12 protein-coding genes and 1 riboswitch are annotated in these 11117 nt (G+C 73.5%); of the genes, 7 read left to right on the top strand and 5 right to left on the bottom strand.

Annotated features, from left to right (window positions below; translation table 11 throughout):
* Positions 1-277 precede the first annotated feature (277 nt).
* Positions 278-736 carry a YbaK/EbsC family protein gene (locus JCR33_RS24550; RefSeq protein WP_198884787.1) on the top strand — a complete coding sequence of 153 codons (459 nt, stop codon included), beginning with the start codon at positions 278-280 and terminating at the stop codon, positions 734-736.
* 40 nt (positions 737-776) lie between these two features.
* Here JCR33_RS24550 and JCR33_RS24545 read toward each other — a convergent pair whose 3' ends face one another.
* Complete coding sequence (locus tag JCR33_RS24545) at positions 777-1103, bottom strand: hypothetical protein (RefSeq protein ID WP_198884786.1); 327 nt, start codon at positions 1101-1103, stop codon at positions 777-779.
* 200 nt (positions 1104-1303) lie between these two features.
* A complete protein-coding gene (locus tag JCR33_RS24540; protein ID WP_232372810.1) occupies positions 1304-2182 on the bottom strand; it encodes a polysaccharide deacetylase family protein in 879 nt (292 codons plus the stop codon).
* Positions 2183-2445: 263 nt separating this feature from the next.
* On the opposite strand from JCR33_RS24540, the gene JCR33_RS24535 reads away from it, so the two are divergent.
* On the top strand, positions 2446-3822 hold the full coding sequence (locus JCR33_RS24535; RefSeq protein WP_211110569.1) for an FAD-dependent oxidoreductase: 1377 nt from the start codon (positions 2446-2448) through the stop codon (positions 3820-3822).
* Positions 3823-3878: 56 nt separating this feature from the next.
* A complete protein-coding gene (locus tag JCR33_RS24530) occupies positions 3879-4439 on the top strand; it encodes a DUF4440 domain-containing protein (RefSeq protein WP_198884785.1) in 561 nt (186 codons plus the stop codon).
* Between the two features lie 127 nt (positions 4440-4566).
* Here JCR33_RS24530 and JCR33_RS24525 read toward each other — a convergent pair whose 3' ends face one another.
* Positions 4567-5958, bottom strand: coding sequence for an FAD-binding oxidoreductase (locus JCR33_RS24525; protein WP_198884784.1), 1392 nt, complete (start codon positions 5956-5958; stop codon positions 4567-4569).
* Between the two features lie 180 nt (positions 5959-6138).
* On the opposite strand from JCR33_RS24525, the gene JCR33_RS24520 reads away from it, so the two are divergent.
* Both JCR33_RS24520 and JCR33_RS24515 read left to right on the top strand, forming a co-directional pair.
* Positions 6139-6630: a hypothetical protein gene (locus tag JCR33_RS24520; RefSeq protein ID WP_198884783.1), complete on the top strand. Its 492-nt coding sequence runs from the start codon at positions 6139-6141 to the stop codon at positions 6628-6630.
* On the top strand, positions 6627-7586 hold the full coding sequence (locus JCR33_RS24515) for a flavin reductase family protein (RefSeq protein ID WP_198884782.1): 960 nt from the start codon (positions 6627-6629) through the stop codon (positions 7584-7586). The genes JCR33_RS24520 and JCR33_RS24515 overlap by 4 nt, the downstream gene beginning before the upstream one ends.
* Positions 7587-7588: 2 nt before the next feature.
* Here the strand turns inward: JCR33_RS24515 and JCR33_RS24510 are convergent, their stop codons facing one another.
* Both JCR33_RS24510 and JCR33_RS24505 read right to left on the bottom strand, forming a co-directional pair.
* Positions 7589-8377, bottom strand: coding sequence for an HpcH/HpaI aldolase family protein (locus JCR33_RS24510; protein ID WP_198884781.1), 789 nt, complete (start codon positions 8375-8377; stop codon positions 7589-7591).
* Positions 8377-9459: an LLM class flavin-dependent oxidoreductase gene (locus JCR33_RS24505; protein WP_198884780.1), complete on the bottom strand. Its 1083-nt coding sequence runs from the start codon at positions 9457-9459 to the stop codon at positions 8377-8379. The genes JCR33_RS24510 and JCR33_RS24505 overlap by 1 nt, the downstream gene beginning before the upstream one ends.
* A 66-nt stretch (positions 9460-9525) precedes the next feature.
* Between JCR33_RS24505 and JCR33_RS24500 the strand changes: the two genes are divergently transcribed.
* A complete protein-coding gene (locus tag JCR33_RS24500) occupies positions 9526-10014 on the top strand; it encodes a GNAT family N-acetyltransferase (protein ID WP_198884779.1) in 489 nt (162 codons plus the stop codon).
* Positions 10015-10083: 69 nt separating this feature from the next.
* Positions 10084-10199, top strand: a riboswitch (TPP riboswitch).
* 68 nt (positions 10200-10267) lie between these two features.
* Positions 10268-10912: a TenA family protein gene (locus tag JCR33_RS24495; RefSeq protein WP_198884778.1), complete on the top strand. Its 645-nt coding sequence runs from the start codon at positions 10268-10270 to the stop codon at positions 10910-10912.
* Positions 10913-11117: the final 205 nt, after the last annotated feature.

Genomic DNA, 11117 nt, shown 5'->3' with positions numbered 1-11117 from the left:
GGGCCGCACGGCGTCCCGCCTTCCCCCGTGCGCCCGAGGGCAGCGCGGCCCCGACCCGTGCCCGATCCCCGGCCGCAACATCGCGCTCCGACGACCCCACCCGCCGCCGGGCCGACCCGCACGCGACCAGACCGGCGGCAGCGACCGACGATCGCGCGGCAACGCCCCGTCGGCGCCATCGGGCAGGCGCGCCGGCTGTCATTTTCCCGTAGGAGAGATCATCGACGCCCGGCACCACGGCCGGGCCGTCCCAGACCGACCGCGACCCAGGAACCCCATGAGCCTCGCATCCGTCCGCAGCTTCCTCGCCGTCCACGCCCCCGACCTCACCGTCATCGAGACCGAGCAGTCGTCCGCCACCGTCGCCCTCGCCGCCGAGGCGCACGGCGTGGAGCCGGGGCAGATCGCCAAGACCATCGCGCTGCGCGCCGGCGACGAGGTGCGCATCGTCGTGGCGAGCGGCACGGCGCGGCTCGACAACAAGAAGGTGCGCGACACCTTCGGCGGCAAGGGCCGCATGCTCGACGCCGAGGAGGTGCTCGCCGTCACCGGCCATCCGGTCGGCGGCGTCTGCCCGTTCGGCCTCGCCACCCCGCTCGCCGTCTATTGCGACGCCTCGCTGCGGGCCTACGCCGAGGTGGTGCCGGCCGCCGGCGCCCCCAACGCGGCCGTCCGCATCGCGACCGCGCGCCTCGCCGCCATCACCGGGGCCACCTGGGTCGACGTCTGCCGCTGACCGCGCCCGACGGCGATCGGCCGGCGGCCCGTCGAGGGCGTCAGACGACGCGGGTCATCGAGAAGGGCTGGCCGACGGACGGCGTGCAGGTCAGCTTGTTGCTCGCCACGAACTGGCAGGCGGCGGCGCGGCGCTCGTTGGCGACGATGCTCGTCCAACTCAGGGCGAGGCCCGTCGCGTCGCGCTGATAGCGCCCGTCGGCCACCACGGTCTCCCCCGTCCCGGTCAGGCGGGAGTTGAACGCGCCGTTGTCGAAGGTCGCCACGAACACGCCGTCGTCGGAGGCCCAGCTTCCCTCGAGCGTGTCGCGGCTCGTCGACTGGCAGCCGGCAATCAGGAGCAGGGCAAGAATGGGCAGGGCTCGCATCGATCGTTCCCCCTCGAGAGGTTCGGCGCGGGACGCCGCGAAGCGGCCCGCAGGCATGGTGACGGCGCCTCGCCCCCGGCGGGACGCCTCGGGTGAGGCTGCGCTTGCCTCTGACGCGGTGCAATATCTGAGTGGCCCGCCGCCCGTCCCGACGGTGCGGCCGCCCGCCGGCTGCGCGCATTCGGCAACGCTTTGCCGCCTCAGCTCGCCGGCGACGAGCAGCTCCCGTCGGCCGGCACGAGCTGCACCACCTGGTAGCCGTCGGCCTGCAGCCGGGCGAGGAAGTCGGGCAGCATCGCCACCGTCCGCGCGTGGATGTCGTGGAACAGGATGATGCCGCGGCCCTTGGCGTTCAGCCGCTTCATCGTCCGCGCCAGCACCTCCGCCGGGGTCGACTGGTAGTAATCCTTGGAATCGATGTCGACGTCGAGGACCACCGTGCCGCGCTTGGCGAGCGCCGCCCGCAGCGCCTTGGTGTCGGCGAGATAGGGGAAGCGGAAGAACGGGGCGACCGCCGCGCCGCTGCCCGACACCGCCGCGCTCACCGCCCGCCGCCCCTTGGCGATCTCGGCGAGCGCCGCGCTCTGGCTCATCTTGGCGAGGTTGCCGTGGCTATAGGTGTGGGTGCCGATGGTGTGGCCGCGCCGGGCGACCTCCTGGGCGATCTCCGGCGACGCGCTCGCCATCTGGCCGAGCATCATGAAGGTCGCCTTGACGCCGTAGCTGTCGAGGGTGTCGAGCACCCGCACCGTCTTGCGCGGCGCCGGACCGTCGTCGAAGGTCAGCACCACCTCGCCGCGCTTGAGGGCGATGTCCTTGATCGAGCGCACTTCGAGCACTCGGCCCGCGAGCCGGCCGGGCGGCACGCTCCCCGGCCTGCCGCGGCAGGCCGTCGACCGGCCGAGCGCTGTCAGAGGCAGGCTCGTGATCGGCGCATCCGGCTGCTTGGCGAGCGCATCGAGCGGCGCCGGATGCAGCGTCGCCCCCTCGTTGGCCGCCAGCGACAACGGGCGCGGCGGAGGGGCGTTCGAACACCCCGCCGCCAGCGCCGCCATCGCGAGGCCCGCAATCCATCCCATCGCTCGCATCACGCGCCTACCTCATGGACCGAACGCCGGTCGACCATCGGCGATTATGGTTAATCACGCGTTGCTTCGGCCGTGTTATCATTTCCGACGTCGAGATCACGTGAATGGACCACTGAGACAAAGAGGCGACACATCACCGGCCTGCCCCCCGCATCGGATGGGAAACCCACCCCGTCTCGACCCGTCTCCAACACCCCTCCAATTGGCGTCGGCGGCCCGGTCCGCCAGCCCCTGAGCCGCCGAGAGGGCCTCAGTTGGGCGTGATCGCGGCGTCGCCTCCCGAGAGCGCGGCGACGGCGGAGATCGTCGTCGTGGGCGCCGGCGCCTGCGGCCTCACCGCCGCGCTCGCCGCCCGCGCCAAAGGCGCGGACGTGGTGGTCGTGGAGCGCGATCGGGTGCCGGCGGGATCGACCGCCCTCTCCGCCGGACTTATCCCCGCCGCAGCCACCCGCTGGCAGGCCGCCGCGGGGGTGAGCGACGACGCCGACACCCTCTTCGCCGACATCATGGCGAAGTCGAAGAACACCGCCGACCGGGTGATCGCCCGCGCCGCGGCCGACGCCGCCGGCCCCGCCGTGACCTGGCTCGCCGACGCCCACGGGCTGCCCTTCGAACTCGTCGACGGCTTCGTCTACCCCGGCCACAGCGCCCGGCGCATGCACGCGATGCCCGAGCGCACCGGCGCCGCCCTCGTCGATCGGCTGCGCGCGGCGGCCGAAGCGGCGGGGGTGACGATCCTCACCAACGCCCGCGCCGAGACCCTCTATATGGACGGCGAGCGCGCCGCCGGCGTCGGCATCGCCCGACCCGACGGGGAGGAGGAGGCGATCGCCGCCCGCGCCGTCGTCGTCGCCTCCAACGGCTACGGCGGCGACAAGGCCCGCCTCGCCCGCCACATCCCGGAGGTGCTCGACGCGCTGTGGTTCGGCCACGACGGCAACGACGGCCTCGCGCTCGCCTGGGGCGAGGCGCTCGGCGCCGACCTCGAGCACCTGTCGGGCCATCAGGGGCACGGCTCGGTCGCCGTTCCGCACGGCATCCTCATCACCTGGGCGGTGATCACCGGCGGCGGCGTGCAGGTCGACGCCACCGGCCACCGCTTCTCCAACGAGGCGGAGGGCTATTCGGAGCAGGCGGCGCGGGTGCTCGCCCGCCCCGGCGGTCTCGCCTGGAGTGTGTTCGACGGGCGCCTCGCCGCCGTCGCCCGCCAGTTCGAGGACTTTCGCCGCGCCGAGGCGGAAGGGGCGATCATCACCGCTCCGACGGTCGCGGATCTCGCGGCGCGGGCGGGACTGCCGGCGGACGCTCTCGCCGCGACGCTCGCCGCCGTTGCGGCCCACGCTCGCGACGGGACGGCGGACGCGTTCGGCCGCACCTTCGCCGGCCCGCCGCTCGCCGCCCCGTTCGCCGCGGTGAAGGTCACCGGCGCTCTCTTCCACACCCAAGGCGGGCTCGCGACCGATGCGAGGGCGCGCGTCCTGCGCCGCGGCGTTCCCGTCGCCAACCTCTTCGCCGCGGGCGGCGCGGCGGTCGGCTGCTCCGGCCCGAGCGCCGCCGGCTATCTCTCCGGCAACGGCCTCCTGACGGCGGTCGCCATGGGCTACGTCGCCGGCGGTGCCGCCGCCGCATAGGATCCACCCGACAGGCCGCCGGGTGCGGCCGCATTGTTGCCCGCGAGGAGCTCAGGATGCCCGTCGTCACCGTCACCCTCATCGAAGGCTATGCCGCGGCGGCGAAGGCCCGCCTCGTGCGCGCGCTCGGCCTCGCCGTCCGCGCGACGCTCGACGCCCCGCCCGAGGGCATCACGGTGTTCGCCCACGAGGTGAAGGCCGGGGACTATGCGCGCGGCCTCGCTCCGCGCTCTCCCGCCCCGCCGCCGCCCGACGCGGTGGAGGTGGTCGAGACCTATCTCGCCGCGATGGAGCGGCGCGACCTCGCCGCGGCGAGCGCCTTCCTCGCGGCCGGCGCGGAGCTGGTCTTTCCCGGCGGCGCCCGCTTCACCCGCCTCGAGGATCTCGTCGCCTGGTCGGCCGGCCGCTACCAGCGCGTCGGCAAGCGCTTCGACCGGTTCGACGCCGCACCCGCCGAGGACGGCGTCGTCGTCACCGTGACCGGCACCCTCTACGGCGTCTGGCCGGACGGCTCCGCGTTCGAGGGCATCCGCTTCGTCGACGTCTTCCGCCTCGTCGCGGGCGCCATCGTGCTGCAGGAGGTGTGGAACGATCTCGCCCTTCACGCCCCTTCCTGACGGCGCCCGCCGCCTCGCCCCCGTCCCGCGCCGGTCGGCTCGATCCGCGCCACGGGACATTGCGCCCGCGATCCCGTCGGGCGCGGCCCCGTCGGCGCGGGCGGCCTCGCGCCGGGCCGTGCCGACGCTAGAAGACGCGGCCCGGATTGAGGATGTTCTTTGGATCGAGGGTCGCCTTCAGCGTCTTCATCAGCTCGATCGCGAGCGGGCCGCGGCTCAGCGCCAGGTAGGGCTTCTTGAGCTGGCCGATGCCGTGCTCGGCGCTCACCGCGCCGCCGAGCTCGGCGACGACGCCGTAGACCTTCTCTTCGATCGCGGCCTTCTCCGCCGCCGTCGGCTTCGCGTCGCAGCCGACCACAAAATGGAGATTCTGGTCGCCGATATGGCCGTAGGTCATCGGATGGAGACCAGCCTCGTCGCGTGCCGCGGCGATCGCACGGACCGCCGCTCCCATGCGGGTGGCGGCGGTGGTGAGGTCGCGGGCGGGCACGGAGATGTCGAACGGAATGGTCCCGGCGAAGACGGTGCTGTAGGCGGCGGGCCCCTCGTCGCGCAGCTGCCAGAGGGAGCGGGCCTGGGCGAGCGATCCCGCCACCACCGCATCGGCGAGCCAGCCCGCCTCCGCGCTCGCCTCCAGGAAGGCTTCCATGCGGGCGGTGGCGCCGGCGTCGGTCGCGTCGCGCGCCTCGAGGATGAGGGCGAGCGGGGCGTCGGCGAACGGGAAGGCGAAGCCGGTGCGCGCGCTCATCGTCGTGACGTAGTCCGGCCACATCGCCTCGAAGGAGGAGAGGTCGGGGCCGAAGGTGCGGCGGGCGGCCTCGAGCGCGGTCAGCGCCTCCTCCGGATCGGTGAGGGCGAGGGCGGCGGTGGCGAGACCTTGGCGCAGCGGCCGCAGCGCCAGCACCGCCCGCGTCACGACGCCGAGGGCGCCCTCCGAGCCGATGAAGAGCTGCTTGAGGTCGAAGCCGGAGTTCACCTTCACCATGGTGGTCAGCTCGCTGAGGACGCGGCCGTCGGCGAGCACCACCTCGAGACCGAGGACCTGCGCTCGCGTCATGCCGGTCTCGATCACGTGCAGCCCGCCGGCGTTGGTGGAGATGGCGCCGCCCACCGCCGCGGTGCCGCGGGCGCCGAAATCGATGCCGAGCTCGGCCCCCACCGCGTGGGCGGCGGACTGCGCCTCGGCGACGGTGGTGCCGGCGAGCACGGTCATCGAGGTGCCGTCGATCGCCTCGACGCCTTTGAGACGCTCGAGCGAGAGGGCGATCTCGCCCGCCTGCGTGGCGGCGCCGCCGCAGAGGCCGGTGCGCCCGCCCTGGACCGCGACCGGCTGGCCGTGGGCGTGGCAGAGCGCCATCACGGCGGCGACATCCGCAACGCTGCGCGGGCGCACCACGGCGAGTGGGAGGCCGCCGCTCCAGCCGGTCCAGTCGGCGGCGTGACGGGCGAGCATCTCGGCGTCGTCCGCCACCCGATCGGCGCCCACCTCGTTTCGGATCGCCTCCACCACTGCGCTCATGCCGCCCGCCTCCCCGTTTTTGTCATGTCGCCGTCTCCACCACACTCTTGGACGGGATGCGTCAACTGTGCTCTATCCAAGGGATCGGCGGGGATGAACGATGGCAGCTATCGACGCATTCGGCGCTCCGGCGGAGCGCCCGGCCACGGCGGTCGAGGGCGCCGCGGCGGGTCCCGGCGCATGAGCTTTCGCCAGCGGCTGCGCCACGATGCGGCGACCGGCGCCTATCTCGACGGCGACATCCGCTACATGATGATCCGTCCGGACGCGCTGATGGGCCTCTTCGCCCGGCTCGATCCGCCGGCGCGGGCGGCCGCGCTCGAGGCGCTCGGCGCCTCGATCACCGAGCACGGCGGCCGCTCCGCCGCCACCTACGTCACGCCGGAGCGGGTGAGCGAGCTCGTCGCCATCATCGCCGCCACCGCGCCGGAGCTCGGCTGGGGCGTCTGGCGCTTCGTGCCGGAGGGGCGGGGCATGCGCCTCGTGGTGACGAACAGCCCGTTCGCCGCCGGCGCCACCTTCGAAGGACCGGCCTGCCACGCGATCGTCGGCATGCTGCGCGCCGTCGGCGCGATGATCTACGGCCCCGGCGCCACCGCCGCGGAGACCGCCTGCGCCAACGGGCGGGAGGGGGCGGACGAGTGTCACTTCATCATGGAGCCGGCGCGATGAGCGGCGACCCCTCCTCGGCAGCCGCCTTCGACAGCCGCGAATATCGCCGCGCGCTCGGCCAGTTCGCGACCGGCGTCACCATCGTCACCTGCCTCGACGAGACGGGCGGGCCGGTGGGGATGACGGCCAACTCGTTCGCCTCGGTGTCGCTCGATCCGCCGCTGGTGCTCTGGTCGATCGACCGCAAGGCGCGCAGCTTCGCCGCCTTCGAGCGGGCCGAGCGGCTCGCCTTCTCGGTGCTCGCGCAGGATCAGGTGGAGCTCTCCAACCGCTTCGCGAAGCCCGGCGCCGACAAGTTCGCCACCGTGGCGTGGGAGGCGGGCCTCGCCGGCGTGCCGCTGATGCCCGGCGCCGCCGCCCACTTCGAGTGCAGCGTCCACCAGACCTTCGACGGCGGCGACCACCTCGTGATGATCGGCCGGGTGGAGCGCTTCCACCGCCACGAGCGCCGCTCGCTCGCCTTCGCCCAGGGGCGCTACGGCACCATCGCGCCGCACCCGGGGCCGGCGGCGATCCCGGTCGACGACGTGGTGGCCGCGCGCCATCCCTACGACGACTTCCTCGTGCCGCTGCTGTTTCGTGCATACAATCATGTATTCAAGGCGTTCGCCGGAAGCCTCGCCGACGAGGACCCGACGGGCTCGCAGATGCGCATCCTCGCGATCCTGTCGGCCTCCGGGCCGACGGCGGAGACGCCGCTCCTCAACCGCACGATGCTGTCCGCCTCGCGCTACGAGGATGCGCGCGACCGCCTCCTCGCGCGCGGCCTCGTGCGCGCGGCGGAGGGCGGCGGCCTCGCGATCACCGCCGACGGGGAGACGATGCTCACCGCGCTCCTCCACCGCGCGGTGGAGCGGGAGCGGCACAGCACCGCCTCGCTCGACGCCACCGAGGTGGAGCAGCTGCGCACCATCCTGAAGAAGCTGGTGCTCGAGCACGACAGCGCCGCCGAGTGATCTCATCGGCCGGCCCGCTTGGCGCGGCGGGGCCGGCGAGGCGGGGTCGCGGCCTCGGCGAAGCGGGCGACGGCGGCACGCGCGGCATCCTCGAAGAGACCCATGTCGCTCGTGACGACGCTGAGGGTGAAGCCCTCGGCGATCCGGGCGGCGGCGTCGTCGGCGGACATCGCGAAGGCGCCGCAGGCGACCCCGGCGGCGCGGCAGGCCTCGAGCACCGCCCGGCAGGCGGCGCGGTGGGCCTCCCCGCCCGGCGCATCGCCGAGGGAGAGGGCGAGGTCGCCGGTGCCGACGAAGACGAGATCGACACCCGAGCCGGCGATCGCGGCGGCCGCGGCGACGCCGGCCGCGGTCTCGATCATCACGCCCGCCACCACCCCCTCGTTGGCGTGGGCGGCATGGGCGGCGAAGTCGCCGAGGGGGCGGATGCCACCGCCGGAGCGGCGACCGGCGGGCGGGTAGCGGCAGGCGGCGGCGACCGCGGCGGCGGCCTCGCCGGTTTCGACGAGGGGGACGAGCACGCCGTCCGCGCCCGCATCGAGCGCCTCGCCGATGCTTGCGGCGTGGTCGTCGCGGGTGCGCACCAGGGTGGGCGCAGCGGCGGCGGCGACGGCCGCCTCGAGGGTGAGGCGGTCGAACAGGCCGTGCTGCATGTCGATCACCACGAGGTCGGGCGCGGCGCGGCGGGCGACCTCGACGAGGGCGACGCTGCCGAGGGTGAACCACACCGCGCCGAGCGGCGTACCGGCGGCGAGCGCCGGCTTGAGGCGGGGCGCGCGGGGATCGAGCATCAGCGCAAGCCCATCTCGGCGAGGCGGGGGAGCACGCTGGCGGTGAAGAAGGGCAGCTCGTCGGTGTAGTTCACGAACGAGAGGGCGGCGCCGATGTAGCCCGCCTCGGCGATGCGGCCGATCTCGGCGGCGATGTGCTCGGGCGTGCCGACGAGGGGATAGCTGCCCGCCCCACCGGCGAAGCGCTGGGCGTAGAGGTCGAACGCCTTGTCGTCGTGGCTGCGGGCGGAGCGGCGCTTGCCTTCCATGTGGGCGGCGACGGCGGCGTGGTCGGCCTCGGCGACGGCGTAGCGATAATAGGCGGCCTCCGCCTCGTCCTGGCTCGGCCGGCAGACGACGTGGCACACCGTGTAGACGCCGATGTCGCGGCCGACGGCGGTGCCGCGGGCCTTGATGTCGGCGACGTGGGCGGGAGCCTCGGCGATCTCGGTGAAGGTGGTGAAGAGCATGTCGCAGTGGCGCGCCGCGAACGTGCGCCCGCGATCGCCGAAGGCGGCGTTCATCGTCACCGGGCGCGGCGACTGGAGGCTGGCGGGCCGGCTCACGACGCCCTTGAGGCGATAGAAGCGGCCGTCATAGTCGAACGGCTCGGTCGCCGCGTAGGCGCGCTCGATGATGTCGATCCACTCGTCGGCCCGGTCGTAGCCGTCGGCGTCGGGGGTCACGCCGAACATCGCGAACTCCGCGGGGTTCCAGCCGCAGACGATGTTGAGGCCGGCGCGGCCGCCCGACACGTGGTCGACGGTGGCGAGCGCCTTCGCCGCGTAGAGCGGATGGACGAGAGGCACGTGCACGGTGGCGAAGATCGCCATGCGCGAGGTGAGGGCGCCGAGGGCGGCGGCCCAGGTGAAGGTCTCGAACGAGTGCTCGCGGGTGCGCATCGCCCCGCCGAAGCCGGCCCAGCGGGCGATCGGCAGGAAGAAGTCCATCCCCCCGTCCTCGGCGGCGCGGGCGGCGGCGACGTTGTCGGCCCAGGAGGCGCGCCAGCGCTCCGGCACCGTGGTGATCGCGAGGCCACCGTCGGCATTCGCCGAAAACACGCCGAGATTGAAGCGGGAGCGGTCGCTGAGCGGGTGGGACATTGCACGGCCCTGTCGGTTGACGGCCCCCGGCCGGCGTGGCCTTTGGCGTCATCGCAAGGACTTCCCATGAACACCACCATAGATCAATCGCCCCCTGGCTCGCTCACCTTTCGCGATGCCGTGGTCGGCGACATCCCGGCCATCATGGCCCTCCTCGTCGACGACATGCTCGGCCAGTCCCGCGACGTCGTAACCGATCCGCCCGACCCGGCCTATGTTACGGCCTTGGCCGCGATCGGGGATAATCCACACGACCATCTGATCGTGGTGGAGCGTGACGGCGCCGTGGTGGGGTGCGCTCAGCTCACGATGCTGCACGGCCTCAGCCGCAAGGGGATGACGCGGGGGCTGATCGAGGGGGTGCGGGTGGCCTCGTCGGTGCGCAGCGGCGGGGTCGGTGCGGCGCTCGTCGCCCATCTCGTGGAGATGGCGCGGGAGGCCGGCTGCGGCATGGTGCAGCTCACCACCGACAAGCGGCGCGAGCGGGCGCACGCCTTCTACGAGCGCCTGGGCTTCGAGGCGACGCACGTGGGCATGAAGCGGATGCTCGACTGAGGCGACGGCCGCACGGGGTGGACGCGGGGGGAGGACGCGTGACATCGGGCGGGCTTCGGCCTATGAGTGAGGCGAACCAGGGGGGGCCCGGCAACGGGCTGAGATACCGCTAGGCGCGTGCGGCGCGGTGACCCTTTGAACCTGATCCGGATCATGCCGGCGAAGGGATGGGACCGAGCCTGCCTTTTGCCGGCCTCACCGAGGGGCCGATGATGACGATACCGACCGGCCTCGCCCGCTGCTGGAGAGGACGATGACTGAGCGCTTTACCGACACCCTGCGCCGCGAGGCGGAGCCGACATGGACGCGGGCGGTGGACCACCGCTTCGTGCGCGAGCTCTTCGCCGGCACCATTCCCGACCCCGTGATGGCCGGCTATCTGGTGCAGGACCACCGCTTTCTCGACGCCTTCCTGACCCTCCTCGGGGCGGCGATCGCGACCGCCGACGGCTTCGAGGCGCGCCTCACCCTCGGCCGCTTCACCGGGATGATCTCGGGCGAGGAGAACACCTACTTTCTGCGCGCCTTCGAGGCCTTGGGGGTGAGCGCAGAGGCGCGGATCGCGGTGCCCGACACGGCGCCGACGCGCGGCTTCAAGGCGATCATGCGCGAGGCGGCCGAGAGCCGCTCCTACGTGGCGGCGCTCGCGGTGCTGAACGTCGCCGAGTGGCTCTATCTCGACTGGGCGATGGGCGCGCCGAAGCCGCTGCCGGCGAACTTCGTGCACGCGGAGTGGATCACCTTGCACGACAATCCGGGCTTCCGCGAGCTCGTCGCCTTCCTGCGGGCCGAGCTCGACCGGGTGGGCCCCGGCGAGGCGGCGGTGGCGCGGGACTATTTCGCCCGCGCGGTGGCGCTGGAGCTCGCCTTCTTCGACGCCGCCTACGCGGCGGCCTGAGGCTTCACCACCCGACCCGAGCGCGCCGCGGCGTGCCGGGCCGGAGTGCGAGCGTCGATCCCGCGCATGTGGGGGGTGACGAGCGGCGCCCTGCGCCGCGATGCGGCCCGAGGGCGTCGTGTGCTCGGCGGGTGGCTTGGCGGCGGGTGGGTTCGTCGGAGCGCGATGTTGTGGCCGGGGATCGGGCACGGGTCGGGGCCGCGCG

This window comes from Acuticoccus mangrovi, from assembly GCF_016411865.1.
In the GTDB taxonomy this organism is placed as follows: domain Bacteria; phylum Pseudomonadota; class Alphaproteobacteria; order Rhizobiales; family Amorphaceae; genus Acuticoccus; species Acuticoccus mangrovi.
Note: the sequence above shows the minus strand (reverse complement) of the source record. Positions and strands in the feature narration are given on the sequence as shown.

Excerpts from the sequence above, each read along its gene's own strand:
- JCR33_RS24520 (WP_198884783.1), top strand. The coding sequence starts at position 6,139 with ATGAGCTTTCGCCAGCGGCTGCGCCACGATGCGGCGACCGGCGCCTAT.
- JCR33_RS24530 (WP_198884785.1), top strand. The coding sequence starts at position 3,879 with ATGCCCGTCGTCACCGTCACCCTCATCGAAGGCTATGCCGCGGCGGCG.
- JCR33_RS24495 (WP_198884778.1), top strand. The coding sequence starts at position 10,268 with ATGACTGAGCGCTTTACCGACACCCTGCGCCGCGAGGCGGAGCCGACA.
- JCR33_RS24540 (WP_232372810.1), bottom strand. The coding sequence starts at position 2,182 with ATGGGATGGATTGCGGGCCTCGCGATGGCGGCGCTGGCGGCGGGGTGT.
- JCR33_RS24505 (WP_198884780.1), bottom strand. The coding sequence starts at position 9,459 with ATGTCCCACCCGCTCAGCGACCGCTCCCGCTTCAATCTCGGCGTGTTT.
- JCR33_RS24510 (WP_198884781.1), bottom strand. The coding sequence starts at position 8,377 with ATGCTCGATCCCCGCGCGCCCCGCCTCAAGCCGGCGCTCGCCGCCGGT.
- JCR33_RS24550 (WP_198884787.1), top strand. The coding sequence starts at position 278 with ATGAGCCTCGCATCCGTCCGCAGCTTCCTCGCCGTCCACGCCCCCGAC.
- JCR33_RS24525 (WP_198884784.1), bottom strand. The coding sequence starts at position 5,958 with ATGAGCGCAGTGGTGGAGGCGATCCGAAACGAGGTGGGCGCCGATCGG.
- JCR33_RS24545 (WP_198884786.1), bottom strand. The coding sequence starts at position 1,103 with ATGCGAGCCCTGCCCATTCTTGCCCTGCTCCTGATTGCCGGCTGCCAG.
- JCR33_RS24515 (WP_198884782.1), top strand. The coding sequence starts at position 6,627 with ATGAGCGGCGACCCCTCCTCGGCAGCCGCCTTCGACAGCCGCGAATAT.
- JCR33_RS24500 (WP_198884779.1), top strand. The coding sequence starts at position 9,526 with ATGAACACCACCATAGATCAATCGCCCCCTGGCTCGCTCACCTTTCGC.